This is a genomic window from Ramlibacter sp. (assembly GCF_028291745.1).
Taxonomy (GTDB): domain Bacteria; phylum Pseudomonadota; class Gammaproteobacteria; order Burkholderiales; family Burkholderiaceae_C; genus Ramlibacter.
The window spans coordinates 1-20,514 of sequence record NZ_JAQGNQ010000146.1; the positions used below are offsets into that span (position 1 = coordinate 1).

16 protein-coding genes and 1 pseudogene are annotated in these 20,514 nt (G+C 68.0%); 7 read left to right on the top strand and 10 right to left on the bottom strand.

Annotated elements, in window-relative coordinates; translation table 11 throughout:
* Window positions 1-34 precede the first annotated feature (34 nt).
* Window positions 35-1,081, bottom strand: coding sequence for an aldo/keto reductase (locus JWP60_RS26285; protein ID WP_299798447.1), 1,047 nt, complete (start codon window positions 1,079-1,081; stop codon window positions 35-37).
* 361 nt (window positions 1,082-1,442) lie between these two features.
* Here JWP60_RS26285 and JWP60_RS26290 point away from each other — a divergent pair, with 361 nt between their 5' ends.
* Entirely contained in the window at window positions 1,443-1,655 is a 213-nt protein-coding gene (locus JWP60_RS26290; RefSeq protein WP_299798450.1) for a DUF3606 domain-containing protein, read from the top strand.
* A gap of 48 nt (window positions 1,656-1,703) precedes the next feature.
* Here JWP60_RS26290 and pncB read toward each other — a convergent pair.
* Both pncB and JWP60_RS26300 read right to left on the bottom strand, forming a co-directional pair.
* Window positions 1,704-2,865: pseudogene (pncB, locus tag JWP60_RS26295) on the bottom strand (nicotinate phosphoribosyltransferase).
* A gap of 238 nt (window positions 2,866-3,103) precedes the next feature.
* Window positions 3,104-3,961: a small-conductance mechanosensitive ion channel gene (locus JWP60_RS26300; protein ID WP_299798453.1), complete on the bottom strand. Its 858-nt coding sequence runs from the start codon at window positions 3,959-3,961 to the stop codon at window positions 3,104-3,106.
* A gap of 265 nt (window positions 3,962-4,226) precedes the next feature.
* On the opposite strand from JWP60_RS26300, the gene alaS reads away from it, so the two are divergent.
* Entirely contained in the window at window positions 4,227-6,851 is a 2,625-nt protein-coding gene (gene alaS, locus JWP60_RS26305; protein ID WP_299798455.1) for an alanine--tRNA ligase, read from the top strand.
* Between the two features lie 534 nt (window positions 6,852-7,385).
* Here alaS and trmB read toward each other — a convergent pair.
* Genes trmB through JWP60_RS26320 form a run of 3 tightly spaced genes read right to left on the bottom strand, consistent with a single transcriptional unit; the run spans window position 7,386 to window position 9,919 of the window.
* Window positions 7,386-8,090: a tRNA (guanosine(46)-N7)-methyltransferase TrmB gene (gene trmB, locus JWP60_RS26310; RefSeq protein WP_299798458.1), complete on the bottom strand. Its 705-nt coding sequence runs from the start codon at window positions 8,088-8,090 to the stop codon at window positions 7,386-7,388.
* A gap of 12 nt (window positions 8,091-8,102) precedes the next feature.
* Window positions 8,103-8,975 (bottom strand): tRNA glutamyl-Q(34) synthetase GluQRS, encoded by an 873-nt coding sequence (gene gluQRS / locus JWP60_RS26315; protein ID WP_299798461.1) that lies wholly within the window; start codon window positions 8,973-8,975, stop codon window positions 8,103-8,105.
* Window positions 8,972-9,919, bottom strand: coding sequence for a LysR family transcriptional regulator (locus JWP60_RS26320; protein ID WP_299798464.1), 948 nt, complete (start codon window positions 9,917-9,919; stop codon window positions 8,972-8,974). Before JWP60_RS26320 ends, gluQRS begins: the two co-directional genes overlap by 4 nt.
* A 103-nt stretch (window positions 9,920-10,022) precedes the next feature.
* On the opposite strand from JWP60_RS26320, the gene JWP60_RS26325 reads away from it, so the two are divergent.
* The 4 genes from JWP60_RS26325 (at window position 10,023) to JWP60_RS26340 (ending at window position 12,926) form a co-directional block, all read left to right on the top strand.
* Entirely contained in the window at window positions 10,023-10,727 is a 705-nt protein-coding gene (locus JWP60_RS26325; RefSeq protein WP_299798467.1) for a pirin family protein, read from the top strand.
* 36 nt (window positions 10,728-10,763) lie between these two features.
* On the top strand, window positions 10,764-11,234 hold the full coding sequence (locus JWP60_RS26330) for a DoxX family protein (protein ID WP_299798470.1): 471 nt from the start codon (window positions 10,764-10,766) through the stop codon (window positions 11,232-11,234).
* A gap of 228 nt (window positions 11,235-11,462) precedes the next feature.
* Window positions 11,463-12,017: a flavodoxin family protein gene (locus JWP60_RS26335; protein WP_299798473.1), complete on the top strand. Its 555-nt coding sequence runs from the start codon at window positions 11,463-11,465 to the stop codon at window positions 12,015-12,017.
* 9 nt (window positions 12,018-12,026) lie between these two features.
* Window positions 12,027-12,926, top strand: a complete 900-nt coding sequence (locus JWP60_RS26340; RefSeq protein ID WP_299798476.1) for a pirin family protein — start codon at window positions 12,027-12,029, stop codon at window positions 12,924-12,926.
* A gap of 103 nt (window positions 12,927-13,029) precedes the next feature.
* On the opposite strand, the gene JWP60_RS26345 is transcribed toward JWP60_RS26340, so the two are convergent.
* The gene (locus JWP60_RS26345; protein ID WP_299798479.1) at window positions 13,030-13,761 is read right to left on the bottom strand and encodes a sulfurtransferase; all 732 of its coding nucleotides are present in this window, start codon (window positions 13,759-13,761) and stop codon (window positions 13,030-13,032) included.
* A gap of 63 nt (window positions 13,762-13,824) precedes the next feature.
* On the opposite strand from JWP60_RS26345, the gene dnaE reads away from it, so the two are divergent.
* The gene (gene dnaE / locus JWP60_RS26350; RefSeq protein WP_299798482.1) at window positions 13,825-17,295 is read left to right on the top strand and encodes a DNA polymerase III subunit alpha; all 3,471 of its coding nucleotides are present in this window, start codon (window positions 13,825-13,827) and stop codon (window positions 17,293-17,295) included.
* 121 nt (window positions 17,296-17,416) lie between these two features.
* On the opposite strand, the gene JWP60_RS26355 is transcribed toward dnaE, so the two are convergent.
* From JWP60_RS26355 to JWP60_RS26365, 3 genes are read right to left on the bottom strand one after another with little or no spacing between them, the layout of a single operon-like run.
* Window positions 17,417-18,424, bottom strand: coding sequence for a tripartite tricarboxylate transporter substrate binding protein (locus JWP60_RS26355; RefSeq protein ID WP_299798485.1), 1,008 nt, complete (start codon window positions 18,422-18,424; stop codon window positions 17,417-17,419).
* Window positions 18,421-19,299: a TauD/TfdA family dioxygenase gene (locus JWP60_RS26360; protein WP_299798488.1), complete on the bottom strand. Its 879-nt coding sequence runs from the start codon at window positions 19,297-19,299 to the stop codon at window positions 18,421-18,423. Before JWP60_RS26360 ends, JWP60_RS26355 begins: the two co-directional genes overlap by 4 nt.
* A gap of 24 nt (window positions 19,300-19,323) precedes the next feature.
* The gene (locus tag JWP60_RS26365; protein WP_299798491.1) at window positions 19,324-20,454 is read right to left on the bottom strand and encodes an ABC transporter substrate-binding protein; all 1,131 of its coding nucleotides are present in this window, start codon (window positions 20,452-20,454) and stop codon (window positions 19,324-19,326) included.
* Window positions 20,455-20,514: the final 60 nt, after the last annotated feature.

Genomic DNA, 20,514 nt, shown 5'->3' on the forward strand with positions numbered 1-20,514 from the left:
GCTGCAACGGCAGCGCTTGCCCGACCCGCGTCGCTCAGTCCCGCCGGGCTTCCCTCAGCTGCTGACGACGGAAGTCTCCCTGCCGCTCCAGCATCCAGCCGGGATATTCCGGCGCCAGCTTGCTCACCGCATCGATCTGCTGCAGGTCTTGCGCGCTCAGTCGCACCTCGGTCGCCCGGATGTTGTCGGCCAGTTGGTCGGGCCGCTTCGCACCCACGATCACGCTGGTTACCTGCGGCTGGTGCAGCAGCCACGCCAATGCGATCTGCGCGACCGAGACGCCCTTCGCTTGCGCGATGCCGCGCATCGCGTCGACGGCGTCCCACGCGCGGTCCTTGTCGACCGGGGGAAAGTCGAAGGCGGTGCGACGGCTGCCTTGCTCGCCCTGCTGCTCGCGTCCGTACTTGCCACTGAGCAGGCCGCCGGCCAGCGGGCTCCACACCATCAGGCCCAGGCCTTCGCTTTGCAGCATCGGGATCAGCTCGCGCTCCAGGTCGCGGCCCGCCACCGTGTAATACGCCTGCAGCGATTCGAAGCGCGCGAGGCCCAGTCGCTCCGCGATGCCCAGTGCCTTGACGATCTGCCAGGCCGCCCAATTGGAGACGCCGACGTAGCGCACGTGCCCGTGGCGCACCAGCTGGTCGAGCGCGCGCACCGTTTCCTCGATGGGCGTCGCGGGGTCGAAGCCGTGGATCTGGTAGAGGTCGATGTGATCGAGCTGCATGCGCTTCAAGCTCGCCTTCACCGCATCGAGGATGTGGCCGCGCGTGTTGCCGCGCATGTTCAGGCCCGGGCCGGTTTCGCCGAAGACCTTGGTGGCCACCACCACGTGGTCGCGCGCGATCTTCAGGTTGCGCAGCGCCTGGCCGGTGATCTGCTCGCTGGCGCCGCCGGCATACACGTCGGCCGTGTCGATGAAGTTGATGCCGGCATCGATGGCCTGGCCGACCAGGCGCTCGGCGTCCGATTGCTGCAGCGTGCCGATCTTGCTCCACATGCCTTCGGTGCCGCCGAAGGTCATGGTGCCGAGACAGAGTTCCGAGACGAACAGGCCGGTGCGGCCCAGGGGGAGGTGACGCATGGAGGAGGCTCCTGGAGGGGATGGAGTGAAGTGGGTGACGTTGTAATGTCGGACGCGCGAACGGGCCGAGCCCGGCCGCAGCCTGCAATGGCAGCACATCGATGTGAACGACGTGCTGCGGACATTGTCAATGCGGGCGCGGCAACCAGTGTGGTGCTCGCTCCCTCTCCCTTCCGGGGACAGGGTTTGGGTGAGGGACGGCGGCCGTCGCCCTCACCCCAGCCCTCTCCCGCGGACGGGAGAGGGAGCAAAGGCGGGGAGCGCCCCCATCCCGACCTTCCCCCGGAGGGGGAAGGAGCAAGACCCCCTGGCGTATCCGTCCTACATCGGCGTGCCATGCCGCTCCCCTACGATGATCCCCATGACCACGACGAGCACCTCCCCCCTCCAGGCGCGCGCCGGCAAGAGCGAGCGCATCGACGTCACCTACGACTACGCCGTGTGCTCCTGGGCACGCCACTTCAACGTGAGCGAAAAGCGCGTGAAGGAGGCGGTGGCCGCAGTGGGTGACCAGGCCGAAGTGGTTCGTGCTCATCTCAAGAGCACAGCCTGCGAGCAGCCTTCGGGCTATTAGGTGTGGATGCCATCCCGGGCTTGACCCGGGATCCACCCCCGCGCCAATTCACGGCGCGACCACCCCGAATACCTGCCGCAAATAAGCCAGAAAGGTCTCGTCCGTCGCCAGCGTCTTGCCCGGCGCATCGGATAGTTTGGCCACGGGCTGGCCATTGACCTCCACCAGCTTCATCACGATGTTCAACGGCGTCAGGCCGACATCGTTGGTGAGCTTGGTGCCGATGCCGAACCCCATCTGCCTTGGCCGTGTCCAGGCTGTCGGAGAACACCAGCCGCTTGCGATGCGCGTCGATGCGCAACTTCGCGTAGTGCGCCAAGGCCTTCTCGCCCCAGGCGAAGGGATCTCCGGAGTCGTGGCGCAGGCCGTCGAACAGTTTCGCGAAGTACAGGTCGAAGTCGGCGAGGAAGGCATCCATGCCGACCGTGTCCGTGAGCGCGATGCCCAGGTCGCCGCGGTACTCCTGCACCCATTCCTCCAGCGCCGCGCGCTGGAAGTCGCGCAGGCGCACGCCGGTCGCCTGGAAGGTCTGCAGGTACTCGTGGCCCATGGTGCCTATGGGCACCAGGTTGAGGTCGCGCGCCAGCAGCACGTTGGACGTGCCCTTGAAGAAGCGCGGCAGCTCGCGCGCAAACGTGGCCACCACTTCGCGCTGCCAGTCGCGGCCGTAGCGGCGGCGCACGCCGAAGTCGAAGAACTCGAAGGGATGCGCCAGCTCGGGCTCCTTGCCGAACGCGCGCAGATCGGCGAGCTTGGCGGCCAGGCGCTTGCGGCCTTCGGCCAGTGCCGCGTCGTGGTCGAAGCGGCGGAAGTACAGCTCGTTGACGATCGCCAGCACGAAGATCTCGAAGGCCATCACGTGCACCTGCGGCCCGCGCGCCTCGACGTGCAGGGCGTCGCCTTCGGCGCGCACCTGGATGAAGTCGCGCTGGAAATGGAAGATGCGCAGGAAGTCGATGAAGTCGCCCTTCATGAAGCGCAGGCTGGCCAGGAAATCCAGCTCGTCGCGCCGAAAGCGCAGGCTGCAGAGATGATCGAGCTGCGCATCGACCTCGTCACGCAAATCGGCCAGCGGGTACTGCGGCGCATTGCGCAGCACGAAGCGATACGTGGCCTGCGTCTGCGGATGCCGGTGCAGCATGGGCTGCCACATCGTGAACTTGTAGAGATCGGTGTCGAGCAGGCTCTGGATGACGGGGTCTAAGGCCATGGGGAAGTGTGGCAACAAAAACGGGTTCGAGGGCTGGCCTGTCGATGGTGTTTGCTCCTTCCCCCGCCGGGGGAAGGTTGGGATGGGGGCGCTCTTCTTCTTGCTCCCTCTCCCGCTTGCGGGAGAGGGTTGGGGTGAGGGCGACGGCCGCAGCGCCCCCACCCCAGCCTCCCCCGGAGGGGGAGGGAGCAAGACAAAGGGCCCCGAAGGGCCCTTTCATTGGAAGCATCGGAAGGAATCAACCCCCTTCCAAGTCATGCCGCTTTTCCGCCGGGATCGGGCTGCCGCCGCCTTGCATGCCGCCGCCTTGCGGGTAGCCGCCGGTGGGCCACTGGCCCGGCTGCGTGGGCGGCACGCGGGCGCGGGTTTCGTCGCCGATGTTCTCGGCCAGTTGCTGGATCTTGCCCTGCTTCTCCTGCGCCTTGTCGTAGGCCTTGCGCAGGATCTCCGCGGCGGTTTCGCGGCCGCCGAGGCCGAAGGCCAGGCCGATGCCCAGTGCCACCGCGCCGACCACCGCCATGAACAGCGTGTTCACGAGTTCCGTCGCGATGCCCAACTGGTTCACCGCCACCACGATCGCGAAGGCCCACACCACGATGGCCGCAGCCTTGGAGAGGAAGTTGGTGTTGGACAGGCCCGCCTCACTGGCCGCGCCACGCACCACGTTGCTGAGCCCGCGCGCCGCCAGGCCGCCGATCACCAGCACCACCAGCGCCACCACCACGTTCGGGAGCCACAGCAACAGTTGCTTGAGCACCTCGGAGACCGCAGGCAGGCCCAACGCATCGAACGCCACCACCAGCGCGATCAGCCGCACGAACCACTTGACCAGCAAGCCGATCATGCCGGCGGCATCCGTGTTCATGCCCATGCGCGCAATGAACTCCGACAGCCCCGCGCGGTCGGCGAAGTGGTTGAAGCGGATGGTGCGCAGCACGGCGGCCAGACCGCGGTCGATCAGCGAGGCGATGAACCAGCCCGCCACCAGGATCAACCCGAAGGCGATGATCTTCGGTATCGCGGAGAACAGCAGCGCCATGGCGGCTGCCAGCGACGTGAACATGGCGTCGCTCCAGTGGGTGACTGCGGTGGGCATGGAGGATCTCCAGGTGGCGAGGTTGTTAACTCCTGCACACTCTCTGCCCGTTGCATGGATTCCTGCGTCGTCCTTGTCGTGGAACAGGTGTAGGAATGGCCACCGGTCTTGTAGGCACTGCCTCAGCAGCTCGGAGGCCCGGCTGAAGGCGGCGAGCCATTGACGAGCTTTCATTGGGAGGTTCCGGCCCGACCTATGCTCCGGCCCACGGTCAGCGAGCGGCCACACCCCCAAATCTATAATGAAAGGTTCAGCTGGACTCCCCATGACCACTCCCCAATTCACCGTCGCCGACATCCGCCAGACCTTCCTGGATTTCTTCAAGCAGCGCGGCCACACGGTGGTGGCCTCGAGCCCGCTGGTGCCGGCCAACGACCCGACGCTGATGTTCACCAACTCGGGCATGGTGCAGTTCAAGGACGTGTTCCTCGGCACCGACAAGCGCCCCTACGTGCGCGCGGCCTCGGTGCAGGCCTGCCTGCGCGCGGGCGGCAAGCACAACGACCTGGAGAACGTGGGCTACACGGCGCGCCACCACACCTTCTTCGAGATGCTGGGCAACTGGTCGTTCGGCGATTACTTCAAGCGCGAGTCGCTGAAGTGGGCGTGGGAGCTGCTGACCGACGTCTACAAGCTTCCCAAGGACAAGCTCTGGGCCACCGTCTACTTCGAGGACGACGAGGCCTACGACATCTGGACCAAGGAGATCGGCCTGCCCCCCGAGCGCGTGGTGCGCATCGGCGACAACAAGGGCGCGCGCTATGCCTCCGACAACTTCTGGATGATGGCCGACACCGGCCCGTGCGGCCCGTGCTCGGAGATCTTGTACGACCACGGCCCGCCCCTTCCCGGCGGCCCCCCGGGCAGCCCGGTTGCCGACGGCGACCGCTACATCGAGATCTGGAACAACGTGTTCATGCAGTTCGACATGCAGCCCGATGGCTCGGTCAAGCCGCTGCCCGCGCCCTGCGTGGACACCGGCATGGGCCTGGAGCGGCTGGCCGCGATCCTGCAGCACGTGCACAGCAACTACGAGATCGACCTGTTCGAGGCGCTGATCGCCGCGGCCGGACGCGAGACCCACACACCCGATCTCTCCAACCCCTCGCTGCGCGTGATCGCCGACCACATCCGCGCCACCTCCTTCCTGGTGGCCGATGGCGTGATCCCGTCGAACGAGGGCAGGGGCTATGTGCAGCGGCGCATCATTCGCCGCGCGATCCGCCACGGCTACAAGCTGGGACAGAAGACGCCCTTTTTCCACAGGCTGGTGCCCGACCTGGTCAAGCTGATGGGCGAGGCCTATCCGCACCTGAAGGCCAGCGAGGCCCGCGTGATGGAGGTGCTCAAGGCGGAAGAGGAGCGCTTCTACGAGACGCTGGCCAATGGCATGGAGATCCTGGACGCGGCGCTGGCCGGCGACCAGAAGGTGCTGCCGGGCGAAGTCGCCTTCAAGCTGCACGACACCTATGGCTTCCCGCTGGACCTGTCGGCCGACGTCTGCCGCGAGCGCGGTGTGACCGTCGACGAGGCCGGCTTCAACGCCGCGATGCAAAAGCAGAAGGCCGCGGGCCGCGCCGCCGGCAAGTTCAAGATGGATCGCGCGCTGGAATACGCGGGCGCGGGCAACGTCTTCACCGGTTACGAGCGGCTGGAGGAGACTGCCAAGGTGGTCGCGCTGTATCGCGATGGCACGCCGGTGCGGCAGCTCGAAGAGGGCCAGCCCGGCATCGTGGTGCTGGACACCACGCCCTTCTATGCCGAAAGCGGCGGCCAGGTGGGTGACAGCGGCATCCTCGCGGCCGAAGGCGTGCAGTTCGGCGTGGAGGACACGCAGAAGATCAAGGCCGATGTGTTCGGCCACCATGGCGTACAGACGCAGGGCACGCTGAAGGTGGGCGACACCGTGAAAGCCAGCGTCGACATGCAGCGGCGCGCGGCGACCATGCGCAATCACTCGGTGACGCACCTGATGCACAAGGCCTTGCGCGAGGTGCTGGGCGATCACGTGCAGCAGAAGGGCTCGCTGGTCGATGCCGACAAGACCCGCTTCGACTTCACGCACAACCACGCAGTGACGGCCGAACAGATTCGCGAGATCGAGTCGCGCGTGAACGCCGAGATCCTGGCGAACCACGCCACGCAGGCGCGCGTGATGGACATCGAATCGGCCAAGGCGACCGGCGCGATGATGCTGTTCGGCGAGAAGTACGGCGAGTCGGTGCGCGTGCTCGATATCGGCAGCAGCCGCGAGCTGTGTGGCGGCACGCACGTGCAGCGCACGGGGGACATCGGCCTGTTCAAGATCCTGAACGAAGGCGGTGTCGCCGCCGGCATCCGCCGCATCGAGGCGGTGACGGGGGCCAATGCCTTGGCCTACCTGCAGCAGCTGGAGTCCACCGTGCAAGCCGTGGCCGGATCGCTGAAGGCCGCGCCGAGCGAACTGAATGGCCGCATCGCGCAGGTGCTGGACCAGGTGCGTGCGCTGGAAAAGGAAGTCGCGCAACTGAAGGGCAAGCTCGCTTCCTCACAGGGTGACGAGCTGGTCGCGCAGGCGGTGGACGTGAAGGGCATCAAGGTGCTGGCCGCGCGGCTGGAAGGCGCGGATGCCAAGACGCTGCGCGACACCATGGACAAGCTGAAGGGCAAGCTGAAGTCGGCGGCCATCGTGCTGGCGGCCGTCGATGGCGGCAAGGTGCAGATCGCCGCGGGCGTGACGGCCGACAGCATGGGCAAGCTCAAGGCCGGCGACCTGGTGAACTTCGTCGCCCAGCAAGTCGGCGGCAAGGGCGGCGGCAAGCCGGACATGGCCATGGCCGGCGGGACCGACGCGAGCAAATTGTCGGGGGCGCTGAGCTCGGTGCAAGCCTGGGTCGCAGAACGCGTCTGACCTGACTTTGCTCCTTCCCCCTTCGGGGGAAGGCTGGGATGGGGGCGCTGGGGGTGCGCGGGGCGCTTGGGCCGCTGGGGTCGCGCCGGTATCACTCCCTCTCCCGCTTGCGGGAGAGGGCAGGGGTGAGGGCGACGGCGCTCATTCAGGCGAGCCCTCACCCCAACCCTCTCCCGCCCGGCGGGAGAGGGAGCAAGTCAGACCCTGCCCCAACGCTCTCCAACCCGGGCGAAAACAGCCTGAAAGATCCCTGCCAAGCTGCTGCCGGACTGTCACCCATGTCCTCGCACGGGTGTTGCCCATGTGCTCGGTCGATACAGGGAAGATTGGGATGGACGCGCTGGGGCTGTTGCTCCCTCTCCCGCTTGCGGGAGAGGGCAGGGGTGAGGGCGACGGCGCCCATTCAGGCGAGCCCTCACCCCAACCCTCTCCCGCTTGGCGGGAGAGGGAGCAAGTCAGGCCCTCACCCGCCCGGCGCTGGATGGAGCGGGGAGCGCCCCCACCCCAACCCTCCCCCCGCGGGGAGGCGGCAAGTCAAAGCTTCTCGAACACCACGTCCCACACTCCGTGGCCCAGCCGGATCCCGCGGTTTTCGAACTTCGTCAGCGGCCGATACTCCGGCCTCGGGGCAAACCCCTCCGCGGTGTTGCGCAAAGCGGGCTGCGCCGCCAGCACTTCCAGCATCTGCACCGCATACGGCTCCCAATCCGTCGCGCAATGGATGTACCCGCCCCCCCGCAAGCACCGCAACAGCTTCGTCACGAACGGCGGCTGCACCAGCCGGCGCTTGTTGTGCCGCGCCTTGTGCCAGGGATCGGGAAAGAAGATGTGCACGCCGGCGAGCGAAGCCTCGGGCAGCATGCGGTCCAGCACCTCCACCGCGTCGTGTTCGACGATGCGGATGTTGCTCAGCCCTTGCTCGCCAATGCGTTTCAGCAGCGCGCCCACGCCCGGCGGATGCACCTCGCAGCACAGGAAGTTCTGTTCCGGCATCAGCGCCGCGATGTGCGCCGTCGCTTCGCCCATGCCGAAGCCGATCTCGAGGATCGTGGGCGCATCGCGCCCGAAGGCCTGCGCCAGGTCCACGGTCTCCGGCCGATACGGCAGGAGGTATTGCGGGCCCAGCGCCTCGATCGCCTTGGCCTGGCCGACCGTCGTGCGGCCGGCGCGCCGCACGTAGCTGCGGATACCGCGCGGATGGGGCACGCTCGCGGGCGCGTCCGGTTCGTCGAAACTCATGGCCCGATTGTCCTACGGCCAGCGCTGCCTCCAAGCCCGCGCCGCCTCCGCCAGCGCATCGGCCACCGTGCCGTGCACCGACCACTCCAAGCCCAGCGTCGCCGCGGCGGCCCCCAGCGCCGCTCGGGGCGCGCGCAAGTCCAGCGGCGCAGCGCCGTTCTGCTTCGAGAGCTTCTCGCCATTGGCGCCCAGCACCAGCGGCGCGTGCAAATAGGTGGGCTGCGGCAAGCCCAGCGCGCGTTGCAGCAGCAGCTGGCGCGGCGTGTTGTCGACCAGGTCCTCGCCGCGCACCACGTGCGTGATGCCCTGCTCCCCATCGTCGACCACCACGGCGAGCTGATAGGCAAACAGGCCATCGGCGCGCTTGAGCACGAAGTCGCCAACCGTCGCGGCCACATCCTGCAGATGCACGCCCAGCCGGCGGTCGGTCCACGCCACCACGCCCTCGGGCACGCGCAGGCGCCAGGCACGCGGCTCGCGGCCTGCAAGCCCCTGCCTGCAGGTGCCGGGATAGACCAGCTCCCCGTGGCGCGATCGCTCGCGGCCCTGCGCGCGCAAGGCCAGTTCGATGTCCTTGCGGGAACAGGCGCAGGGATAGGCCGCGCCGGTGGCCACGAGGCCCTCCAGGGCGCGCTGGTACAGCGGCTCGCGCTGCGACTGCCACTGCGGCGGCGCGTCCGGCAGCAATCCGCAGGCGGCAAGTTGCCGCAGGATCTCCTGGTCCGCTCCGGGCACGCAGCGCGGGCGATCCACATCCTCGATACGCACCAGCCACTGCCCTTCGTGCGCCCGCGCATCCAGCCAGCTGGCCAGTGCGGCCACCAGCGAGCCCGCGTGCAGCGGCCCGGTCGGCGAGGGCGCGAAGCGGCCGCGATAGCCCGTCATGCCGAGCGATGCCGCTCCAGCAAGGCAGCGCGCGTGGTCGCGCTTTCCAGTTGCGCGAGCCACCATTGCAGCGCGCGACCCGGCCCCGGGTTGCCGCCCGTGCGCCACGCATAGCTCAGTCGGATCATGCGGCGCGGTGCGCGCTGGATTTCCCGCGCGACCAGGCGACCGCTCTCCAGATACGGCCGCGCGAGCGGTTCGGGCAGGAAGCCGCCGCCGAGCCCGCGCAATTGCGCATTCAGCTTGGCCCGCATGTTGGAGACCGTGAAGACGTCCTGCCCCGGCAGCAAGGCCAGCGTGAGCGCCATCGCGCGTTGCTGGGCGGAATCGGACACGGCCACCGCACGATGCTTCAGCAGCACTTCATCCGGGATCGGCTCGGCAGCCGTCGCCAGCGGATGATGCGGTGCCACCGTGTACACGAAGGGCAGGTCCCCCAGTTCGTGGCTGCTGATGCCGGGCGTCGTGCCGGGCTCGACCACCACGCCCAGTGCCAGGTCGGCGCGGCCGGAGACCAGCGCCTCCAGCGTGCCGGCCAGCGCCTCGTCGCGCAGGCGCAGGCGCGTGGTTGGTTGCAGCGCGTAGAAGGACTCGGCCAGTTCCATCACCGTCGAACCGGAGAGCGAGCTGTCGACCGCCACCGTGAACTCCGCCTCCCAGCCGGTCGCCACGCGCTTGACCCGATGGGCCATCGCGTCGATGTCCTGCAGCAATTGCTGGCCGGCGCAAACCAGCTCGTTGCCGGCCGCGGTCAGGCGTGCGTTGCGCGAGCTGCGGTCGAACAGCAGCACGTCGAGCGCGTCCTCGAGCTGGCGGATGCGGTAGGTGACGGCGCTCGGCACCAGCCCGAGTTGGCGGGCGGCCGCGGCAAAGCTGCCTTGGTCGGCAACCGCCTGCAGCACGCCCAGGGCATCGGGGGTCAACACGTCGCGGGGGCTCGCCATCACATCCTTCATTCAGTCGATTTGAATGATGCCATCAAATTCAAGCGGACTTTCGCACACGGCCGGGCACCTACAGTGCACCACCTTCAAAGGAACCGAAACCATGCTGACCGTCCGCAAGTCCCAGGAGCGCGGCTACGCCGACCACGGCTGGCTGAAGTCCTTCCACAGCTTTTCCTTTGCGGGTTACTACGACCCGGAGCATATGGGCTTCGGCAACCTGCGCGTGATCAACGAGGACCGCATTGCCCCCGGCACCGGCTTCGGCAATCACGGCCACCGGGACATGGAGATCATCAGCTACGTGCTGTCGGGCGAGCTGGCGCACCGCGACACCCTCGGCAACGTCAAGGGCATCCCCCCGGGCGACGTGCAGCGCATGAGCGCGGGCCGCGGCGTGATGCACAGCGAGTTCAACCACGCCAAGGACCGGACCACCCACTTCCTGCAGATCTGGATCGAGCCGAACGTCAACGGCATCGAGCCCGGCTACGAGCAGAAAGCCTTCGCCGACGAGGAGAAGCGCGGCCGGCTGCGGCTGGTCGCTTCGCCCGACGCCGAGCAGGGCTCGGTGCGCATCCATGCCGACGCGCGGGTGTACGCGGGCTTGTTCGATGGCGCGGAGCAGGCCACCATGTCGCTCGATCCGAAGCGACCTGTGTACGTGCACCTGGTGCGTGGCGAGCTGACGGTCAACGGCAGCCGCCTGGGGCAGGGCGACGCCGCGAAGCTGCAGGGCGAAAGCCAGCTGAAGCTGTCCGATGGCAAGGACGCCGAAGTGCTGGTGTTCGACCTGGCCGAGCACTGATCTCTTGTTTTTTTTTCGATTCATCAAGGAGCAACCATGGCAACCCTCACTTCCAGCAACGCCCTGTACACCCGATCCGCGGACGGCAGCGGGCTCGCGCTCACGCCGGCGCAGAACGCGCTCACGCTGGTCGGCCGCGTGCTGATCGCCCTGTTGTTCGTGCCCGCGGGCTGGGGCAAGCTCATGGGCTTCTCGGGTGTGGTGGGCTACATCAGCTCCAAGGGCGTGCCGCTGCCGCAGGTGTGTGCCGCGATCGCGGTCTGCGCCGAACTGGGCCTGGGCCTGATGCTGCTGCTGGGGATCCAGACGCGCTGGGCCGCACTGGGGCTGGCACTCTTCACCGTCGTGATCACGCCGATCTTCCACAACTTCTGGGCTTCGCCGGAAGCGGCGGTGGCGGCGCAGAAGATGAACTTCTTCAAGAACTGCGCCATCGCCGGCGGACTGATGGCGTTTGCTGCCTTCGGTGGCGGTGCGTTCAGCGTCGACGGCCGGCGCCGCGCGTGAGGCTCGCCGCATCTCCGGCTCGCCCCGATGGGCGAGTCGGTTGATGCATTGGAAATCTGAACGCAGAAGACGCAGAGGCGGGAACCGAAGACGCAGAAGAAAAACTGGATCAAGCGACATCGTCTGCTGCGATCCTTCTGCGTGTTCGGTTTTCCTTTCTGCGACTTCTGCGTTCAAAGCGCCTTGCCCAGGCACAAGCCAGCAACCCACCCACAAGGACCGCCGCCCATGGCGAATCTCGTCGTCGTCTACCACTCCGGCTACGGCCATACGCAGCGCCTGGCGCAGGCCGTCGCCGAGGGCGCGGGCGCGCGCCTGCTGGCCATCGATGCCGAGGGCAACCTGCCCGACGGCGGCTGGGAGCAACTGGCGCAGGCCGATGCCATCCTGTTCGGCTCGCCCACCACCATGGGCGGGCCGAGCTGGCAATTCAAGAAGTTCGCCGACGCCAGTTCGAAGCCCTGGTTCAGCCAGGGCTGGAAGGACAAGATGTTTGCCGGCTTCACCAACAGCGGCAGCATCAACGGCGACAAGTCCAGCACGATGTACTACTTCTTCACCCTCGCCATGCAGCACGGCGGGGTGTGGGTGGGCAACGGCATGATGCCGGCCAACAGCAAGGCGGCACAGCGCAACGACGTCAACTGGATCGGCACTTTCGCCGGTGCCGCGGCGCAGTCGCCGGCGGATGCCTCGCCGGCGGAGATGCTGCCCGGCGACCTGGAAACCGGCCGGCAATTCGGGCAGCGGGTGGCGCACGCCGCGCAGCGCTGGACGAAGTAAGCTCGCGCCATGCCCATCGCAACACAGCTCACCGGCCGCGAGGCAGACCTGGGAGGCGGCTTCAAGGTTCGTCGGCTGCTGCCCGACGCGCGCCAGCGCAGCGTCGGCCCGTTCATCTTCTTCGACCACTTCGGCCCCGCCGAGGAATTGCCGGGCGTCAACCACGACGTGCGCCCGCATCCCCATATCGGGCTGGCCACGGTGACCTACCTGTTCGAAGGCGCGATGATGCATCGCGACAGCCTGGGCACCGCGCAATTGATCGAGCCCGGCGCGCTCAACTGGATGACCGCGGGGCGCGGCATCGTGCATTCGGAGCGGCGACCCGATCATCTGCGCGAGGTGGGTTTTGTCAATCATGGCCTGCAGCTGTGGACCGCGCTGCCGCTGCAGCACGAGGAGGCCGAGCCGGCGTTCTCGCACACGCCGGCGGATGCGATTCCCGAGTGCACGGTGGACGATGCGCGCGTGCGCGTGCTGGTGGGCGAGGCCTTCGGGCTGCGGTCGCCGGTGCCGTCGTTGTCGCCTGCCGTGTATCTCGATATCGCGCTGCCGGCCGGTGGCCGCATGGCCTTGCCGTCGCTGGCGGCGGAGCTCGCCTTGTATCCCGTGGACGGCGCCATCGAGGTCGATGGCGAGGCCTTGTCCGCGCGCCGCATGGCGGTGCTGCAGCCCGGGCAGGCCGCCATGCTGTTCGCGCCGGCCGGTGGGCGCGTGGTGCTGGTGGGTGGCGCGCCACTGGATGCGCCGCGGCACTTGTGGTGGAACTTCGTCTCGAGCCGCAAGGACCGCATCCTGCAGGCCAGTGCGGATTGGGAGGCGATGCGCATGGGGACGGTGCCGGGGGATGACGTGGAGTTCATTCCGTTGCCGCCTACGCGCTTCACGCCGCCGGAGCCGCGGTCGTAGATGCCATGTGATTGCGCTCGGGCGTGCGGGCTTGGTAGGCTGGGCTGCCGAAGGCACCCCAGCGTTTGGGCGCCGGTCGCTGGGGTGCCTTCGGCAGCCCAGCCTACGAGCGTTTCAACTCCGCATCCACCGCCTCTCGCTCATCGAACACGAAGCAGGTGCCGTGGAAATGCGCACCGCCCGTCTCCTCGAAGTACTTCAGGATCCCGCCCTCGAGCTGCCACACGTGCTGCAAGCCCGCCTCCTGCATCACCAGCGCTGCCTTCTCGCAGCGGATGCCGCCGGTGCAAAAGCTCACCACCGTCTTGCCCTGCAGCTCGGAAAGATGGTCCTGCAAGGCGGCCGGGAAATCGCTGAATTTCCGCAGGTTCCAGTCGATCGCGCCAGCGAAGCTGCCGTACGCCACCTCGAAGCCGTTGCGGGTGTCCAGCGTCACCACCGGCCGGCCGGCATCGTCGTGGCCCTGGTCCAGCCAGCGCTTGAGGGTCGCTGCATCCAGCGCCGGCGCCCGGCCCGCCGACGGCCGGATCGCCGGGTGGTTCATTCGGATGATCTCGCGCTTGACCTTCACGCGCAGCCGCTTGAAGGGCAGCGCCTCGGACCAGCTTTCCTTGACCTGCAGGTCCGCCAGCCGCGCGTCCTCGCGCAGCTGCGCCAGGAAACCGCGCAAATCCCCGGGGGCAGCGGCCAGGAACAGGTTGATCCCTTCCTCGGCCAGCAGGATCGTGCCCTTGACGCCGCGCTCGCGCGCCTGCGCGAACAGGCGATCGCGCAGCGCGGACGCGTCGGGCAGCGGCACGAAGCGGTAGCCGGAGACGTTCAGGACATTGTTCACGGGGGCGCATTCTAGGCGGCTGTCAAGGGGAGATCGCGCCTGCCCGTTTCCTACAATCGAGGCATGTTCGTTCACCTGCGCCTCCACACCGAATTCTCCGTCGTCGACGGCACCAACCGCATCGACGAGATCGTGAAGGCCGCGGCCGACGATGGCCAGCCGGCGCTGGGCATCAGCGATCTCAACAACCTGTTCGGCGCGATCAAGTTCTACAAGGAGGGCCGCGGCAAGGGTCTCAAGCCGGTGATCGGCAGCGAGGTCATGCTGCAGGGCGTCGGCCTCGACCCGGCGGCCATCAGCCGCGTCGTGCTGCTGGTGCAGGACCACCGTGGCTACCTGAACCTGTGCGAGATCCTGGCGCGCGCCTGGACCCGCAACGTCGTGCGCGCGCAGGCCGTGGTCAAGCTCGAATGGCTGCAGGAGCTGGGCCAGGGCCTGCTGCTGCTGGCCGGCGCGCAGGCCGGGCCGGTGGGCCAGGCCCTGCTGCAGGGCGACGAGAGCCGCGCCTGCGAAGTGGCGCTGCAGCTGGCCGGCATCTTCCCGCACCGCTTCTACATCGAGCTGCAGCGCGCCGGCCGCAATGACGACGAGACGCACGTCGCCGCCGCCGTGCAACTGGCGGCACGCCTGAACCTGCCGGTGGTGGCGACGCACCCGGTGCAGTTCACCAAGGCCGACGACTACGAGGCGCACGAGGCGCGCGTGTGCATCTCCGAGGGCGAGATCCTGGGCAACCCGCGGCGGCCGCGCAAGTTCACCCGCGAGCAGTACTTCAAGACGGCGGCGCAGATGGAGGCCTTGTTCGAGGACCTGCCCTCCGCCGTCGCCAATACGCTGGAGATCGCGCGCCGCTGCAACCTGGTGCTCGAACTCGGCAAGCCGCGACTGCCCAACTTCCCCACGCCCAACGGCATGCCGGTCGAGGCGTACTTCCGCTTCGCCTCGCATGAGGGCCTGAAGGAACGCCTGGAGCTGCTGTACCCGAACGAGGCGCAGCGCGAGCAGCAGCGCCCGCGCTACGAGGAGCGCCTGGAGTTCGAGCTGGGCACCATTCTCAAGATGGGCTTCCCGGGCTACTTCCTGATCGTGGGCGACTTCATCAACTGGGCCAAGAAGAACGGCTGCCCGGTCGGCCCGGGCCGGGGCTCGGGCGCCGGTTCGCTGGTGGCCTATGCACTGAAGATCACGGACCTCGATCCGCTGCAATACAACCTGCTGTTCGAGCGTTTCCTGAACCCGGAACGCGTGTCGATGCCCGACTTCGACATCGACTTCTGCCAGGGCAACCGCGACCGCGTGATCGAGTACGTGAAAGAGAAGTACGGGCGCGACGCGGTCTCGCAGATCGCCACCTTCGGCACGATGGCCGCGCGCGCCGCGGTGCGCGACGTGGGCCGCGTGCTGGACATGAGCTACACCTTCTGCGACGGCATCAGCAAGCTCATTCCCAACAAGCCGGGCACGCACATCACCATCGCCGATGCGCTGGAGCAGGAGCCCATCCTCAAGGAGCGCTACCAGCGCGAGGACGAGGTCAAGACGCTGCTCGATCTGGCGCAGAAGCTCGAGGGCATGACCCGCAACATCGGCATGCACGCCGGCGGCGTGCTGATCGCGCCGGGCAAGCTCACCGACTTCACGCCGCTGTACCAGCAACCGGGCAGCGACTCCGCGGTGAGCCAGTACGACAAGGACGACGTGGAGGCCGCCGGCCTCGTGAAGTTCGACTTCCTGGGACTCGCCACGCTGACCATCCTGGAGCTCGCGCGCGAGTTCATCGTGCGGCGGCATCCGGGCCAGGAGAACTTCAGCTTCGAGACGATCCCGCTCGACGACGTCCACACCTACCGCCTGTTCACCGACGGCAAGACCGAGGCCGTGTTCCAGTTCGAATCGCGCGGCATGCAGGGCATGCTGCGCGACGCCAAGCCCACGCGCCTGGAAGACCTGATCGCGTTGAACGCGCTCTATCGCCCGGGCCCCATGGACCTGATCCCCAGCTTCGTGGCCCGCAAGCATGGCCGCGAGACCGTTGAGTACCCGCACCCCGCGGTGGCGGAGATGCTGAGCGAGACCTACGGCATCATGGTCTACCAGGACCAGGTGATGCAGACCGCGCAGATCCTGGGCGGCTACTCGCTGGGTGGCGCCGATCTCTTGCGCCGCGCCATGGGCAAGAAGAAGGCCGAGGAGATGGCCGAGCACCGGGAGCGGTTCCGCGCCGGTGCCGACAAGACGCACGGCATCCCGCAGGACAAGGCCGACGAGATCTTCGACCTGATGGAGAAGTTCGCGGGCTACGGCTTCAACAAGTCGCATGCCGCCGCGTACTCGCTGCTGGCCTATCACACGGCGTGGCTGAAGGTCCATTTCACGGCGGAGTTCTTCTGCGCCAACATGACCATCGAAATGGACAACACCGACAAGCTCAAGGTGTTGTTCGAGGATGCGCGCAACCGCTTCGGCATCACCTTCGAGCCGCCCAACATCAACCGCGGCACCCATCGCTTCGAGCCGATCTCCAACAAGGAGATCCGCTACGGGCTGGGCGCCGTGAAGGGCACGGGCCAGGCCGCCATCGAGGCGATCGTCGCCGCGCGCGAGCAGGGCGGCGCCTTCCAGGGCTTCTACGATTTCTGCTGCCGCATCGATCGCACGAAGGTGAACAAGCGCACGGTGGAAGCGCTGGTCAAGGCCGGCGCCTTCGACACGCTGCATCTCGATCGTGCGGTGCTGGTGGCGTCGATCGACCGCGGCTTCGACTTTGCCGCTGCGCAGGATGCCAACGCCAATCAGGGCGGACTGTTCGACCTGGGCGGAGAGGATTCCCACGGCGCCAGCACGCAGCAGCCGGACCTGGTGGAGGTGACGCCCTGGGGCGTGAAGGAGCGGCTGTCGCAGGAAAAGACGGCGCTGGGCTTCTATCTCTCCGGTCACCTGTTCGACGAGGTCGAGCGCGAGGTGCGGCGCTTTTGCAAGCGCAGGATCGAGGAACTGGTGGACACGCGCGAGCAGCTGCTGCTGGCTGGCATCGTCACCGACCTGCGCGTGATCAACGGCCAACGCGGCAAGCTGGCGCTGTTCAAGCTCGATGACAAGACCGACGTGATCGAGGCCGCGGCGGACGAGTCAGTGTTCAACCCGCACCGCGCGTGGTTCAAGGACGACGAGCTGGTGCTGGTGCAGGCCAAGCTGCAGCCCGATCGCTTCTCGGGCGGCTTCCGCTTGAACGTGCAGCAGATCTGGGACCTGGCCACGGCACGCTGCCGCTTCGGCAAGTACCTGAAGGTCGCGGTGAACGGCTCGGCACCGGACATCGAGCGGCTGGTGCGCGAGTTCCCGCCGAAGAAGGAAATGACGGAGCAGGGCGAGCTGCTGCGCGGGCTGACGGTGCGCCTCGAGGTGCTGCGCGAGCAGGCGCGGGTGGAACTGCAGCTGGGCGAGCAGGCGAAGTTCTATCCGACTGATGCGGCGCTCGCGAGCTGGATGGCGCAGGCGCATGGCGGGCAAGCGCAGATCGTGTACGAGGGCTGACGCCCGGCACTGCCGGTCCCGTAGGCTGGGCTGCGCGCAGCGCACCCCAGCGATACGCGCAAGCGCTGGGGTGCCTTCGGCAGCCCAGCCTACGACCCGCCAAGCGCGATGGGCAGTCGCCTCACCCCTCGATATGCAACCCCGACTCCGCGATCACCCGCTTCCACTGCGAGAAATCCGCGGCGATCTGCCGGGCGAACAGGTCCGGTGAACTCTTCACCGGGATGGCGCCCGAATTGAGCAGGCGCGCCGTCACCTCCTCGGTCGCCAGCACCTGCCGCAGCGCCGCATCCAGGCGCGACACGATGGGCGCGGGCGTCCTGGCCGGGGCCACGAGGCCAACCCAGGAGTTCACGTCCAGGTTCTTCGCTTCCGGGAAGCCCAGCTCCGCCAGCGCAGGCACGTTCGGCAGCGCGGGCGAGCGCTTCGCACTCGTCACCGCCAGGCCTTTCAGCACGCCGGCGCGGACGTCGCCCGAGGTGGTCGGCACGGCGGCCAGCATCAGCGGGATCTGCTTGCCCAGCACCTGGACGCGCGCCTCGCCGCCACCGCGGTACGGGATGTGCACGGCGAAGAAGTGCAGGCGCAGCTTGAGCAGCTCCATGGTGAGATGGCCCGTGCTGCCGATGCCCGCGGTGCCGTAGTCGAACACGCGCGGCCCGTTGCCACCGGCGATCGACCGGTGCGAGAGCGCGATGAATTCGGCGAAATCGCGCGCCGGAAAGCTCGGGTGGCTCGTGATCAGCACCGGCGAGTCGACCACCTTGCCGATCGGCGCGAACTCGTTGACCGGATCGAAGCCGATCGCCGGATTGGCCGCCGGAATGGTGACGTGCGTGCCGTCGAAGGCAACGAGCAGCGTGTACCCGTCCGGCGCAGCGGCAGCGACCATGCGCGTCGCGATGGCGCCGCCTGCGCCGGTTCGGTTCTCCACCACCACGTTCTGTCCCAGCACCTCGCCCAGCCGCGGCGCGATGATGCGGGCCGTGAGGTCGGCGATGCCGCCGGGGGCCAGCCCCACGACCAGTCGCACCGGCTTGCTGGGATAGGGATCCTGCGCCCGCACGCCGGCCGCGCCGAGCACGCCGCTGGCCAGCAGGCCCTGCATGACGCAGCGGCGGCGGATCATGCGGCCTCCTGCCGGACGGGAGCGGAAGGCACGTAGCGGCCCTTGATCTGTGAGCGGTGCAGCGTGCGGAACTCGGTCGGCGGGAAGGCGTCGCGCCGGTGCATGGTGGTCAGGTTGTTCCACAGCACCACGTCGCCCACGCGCCACTGGTGGCGCAGCGTCACGGGGTCGGCCGTCGCATAGCTCCAGATGATGTTCAACAGCCGCTCGGATTCGTCGACCGAGAGGCCTGCTATCCAGGCATTGCGGCGGCGCCCCAGGTACAGCGTGGGCTCACCGGTCTCGGGCTGCGTGATCACGATGGGGTGCACGGTGCCGACCGACTGCCGGGGATCGTCGTTGGGTACCACGCCCTTGCGCACGTTGCCGCCGCTGTCGTAGGTGCCGTCGTGCTTGATGCCCAGGCGCGAGATGCGCGCGACCAGGTCGGCGGGCATGGAGCGCAGCGCCGCCGGCATGCTGGCGAACCACGTGTCGCCGCCGGTGCTGGGGAGCTCCACCGACCACAGCATCGAGGCGAAGGGCGGCCGCTCGAGATAGGACATGTCGGTGTGCCACGAGGCCTCGCCGTCGCCCAGGGCGCCGAGCGGCTCGCCGCCCGCGTTCTTGCGGTTGGACACCACGTACAGGTTGGGATGCCCCGGCACGCTCTTGCGTCCGGCGCCCTGGTTGGGCGGCGGATCGAGCTCGCCGAGCATGGCCGAGAAGTCCTCGAAGGCCTGGTTGGTCAGGCGCTGGTCGCGCAGCACGATGACGTGATGCCGCTGCCACACCTCGTAGAGCTCGCGGAACTCCGAGGGGCCCAGGTGGGCCAGGTCCACGCCTTCGATGGTGGCGCCCAGCGCCGGCGTGATCGGGGTATGGCGGATGCTCATGCCGCTTCCTTTTTTTCTTCTGGTTCAGACGAGGCCCGCGTTGCGCGAGGCCAGTGAGAGGTCGACGAAATGCGAACCGCTGCGCTCGCTGCGACTGTAGCGCAGGTTGGTGTAGCCCAGGTCGAGCCCGCCCACGCGGCCCATCCCCTCGATGAAGGAGGCGCGGCTGTCGTTCCTGGCGTGCTTCAGTCCCTCGACCAGCGCCAGGCCGGTGATGAAGCCCTCCAGCGAAACCGGGGTCACCGGGATCTTCAGTTCGCGCGCCAGCGCCGTGAATTCGCGCACCACCCAGTACTTCTCGTGCGTGTACTCGGGCACCACCACGCTGAAGCCGACGCCGGCGGCGTCCTTGCCCAGGTCCCTCAGCAGCGTCTCGCGGTCCACGAAGGAGATCACCATCTTCGGCAGGAGGATGGTCCGCGGCGCGTACTCGCGCAGGAAGCCGGTGAGCGGCGCGTTGTTGGCCAGGATGATCAGCACCTCGGGCTGGTTCCCGGCCAGCGTGCGCAGGGCGGATGCGTTCAGGTCCGAGCCCTTGCGGTCCACGCCCGCCGTCACGGTGAGCTGGCCGCCTTGCTGCGCGAGAATCTTTTCCAGCAGCGGCACGTTGGTGGTGCGGGCGTCTTCCAGGTGCACGAAGCCGAACCGGTGCGCGCCGAGCAGGCGGTAGTGGCGCACGATCGCCTCGAGCTCGCGCTCGTAGCTGGCGCGCGTGGTGAAGGTGGTTGCCGCCTTGTCGCCATAGAGCAGCGGCGTGCCGGAAAAGGCGCCGACCAGCGCGATGCCTTCCTGCGCGGCGCGCACCGCGCCGGCCTCGGAGCAGGGCCGGGTGGTGAAGCCGGTCAGGCCGATCACCCGGGCATCGGCGGCCAGCGTGGCGATGTTGGCCTCGGTCTTCGTCTTGTCGCCGCGATCGTCCAGCGACAGCAGTTCCACGGTGCGGCCGTTGACGCCGCCGGCGCGATTGACCGAGTGCAGGGCGGCCTGGATGCCGTCACGCATCGCCGTGCCGAAGCCGGCTTGCGGACCGGTCAGCGCCGCCGACTGACCGACGACGATGGGCGTGCTGGCCGCCGCCGTGCGCAGCGCTGCCGGACCCAGGAGCGAAGCGAGCCCCAGGCCCGCACTCCGGACCAGGATATTGCGTCGATTCATGTTCTTGTTCTCCCGGAAGCGCCGCCGGGCACAGGTTGTGCCACCGTCTGCCGCGCTGGC

Excerpts from the sequence above, each read along its gene's own strand:
- JWP60_RS26285 (WP_299798447.1), bottom strand. The coding sequence starts at position 1,081 with ATGCGTCACCTCCCCCTGGGCCGCACCGGCCTGTTCGTCTCGGAACTC.
- JWP60_RS26290 (WP_299798450.1), top strand. The coding sequence starts at position 1,443 with ATGACCACGACGAGCACCTCCCCCCTCCAGGCGCGCGCCGGCAAGAGC.
- JWP60_RS26300 (WP_299798453.1), bottom strand. The coding sequence starts at position 3,961 with ATGCCCACCGCAGTCACCCACTGGAGCGACGCCATGTTCACGTCGCTG.
- alaS (WP_299798455.1), top strand. The coding sequence starts at position 4,227 with ATGACCACTCCCCAATTCACCGTCGCCGACATCCGCCAGACCTTCCTG.
- trmB (WP_299798458.1), bottom strand. The coding sequence starts at position 8,090 with ATGAGTTTCGACGAACCGGACGCGCCCGCGAGCGTGCCCCATCCGCGC.
- gluQRS (WP_299798461.1), bottom strand. The coding sequence starts at position 8,975 with ATGACGGGCTATCGCGGCCGCTTCGCGCCCTCGCCGACCGGGCCGCTG.
- JWP60_RS26320 (WP_299798464.1), bottom strand. The coding sequence starts at position 9,919 with ATGGCGAGCCCCCGCGACGTGTTGACCCCCGATGCCCTGGGCGTGCTG.
- JWP60_RS26325 (WP_299798467.1), top strand. The coding sequence starts at position 10,023 with ATGCTGACCGTCCGCAAGTCCCAGGAGCGCGGCTACGCCGACCACGGC.
- JWP60_RS26330 (WP_299798470.1), top strand. The coding sequence starts at position 10,764 with ATGGCAACCCTCACTTCCAGCAACGCCCTGTACACCCGATCCGCGGAC.
- JWP60_RS26335 (WP_299798473.1), top strand. The coding sequence starts at position 11,463 with ATGGCGAATCTCGTCGTCGTCTACCACTCCGGCTACGGCCATACGCAG.
- JWP60_RS26340 (WP_299798476.1), top strand. The coding sequence starts at position 12,027 with ATGCCCATCGCAACACAGCTCACCGGCCGCGAGGCAGACCTGGGAGGC.
- dnaE (WP_299798482.1), top strand. The coding sequence starts at position 13,825 with ATGTTCGTTCACCTGCGCCTCCACACCGAATTCTCCGTCGTCGACGGC.
- JWP60_RS26355 (WP_299798485.1), bottom strand. The coding sequence starts at position 18,424 with ATGATCCGCCGCCGCTGCGTCATGCAGGGCCTGCTGGCCAGCGGCGTG.
- JWP60_RS26360 (WP_299798488.1), bottom strand. The coding sequence starts at position 19,299 with ATGAGCATCCGCCATACCCCGATCACGCCGGCGCTGGGCGCCACCATC.
- JWP60_RS26365 (WP_299798491.1), bottom strand. The coding sequence starts at position 20,454 with ATGAATCGACGCAATATCCTGGTCCGGAGTGCGGGCCTGGGGCTCGCT.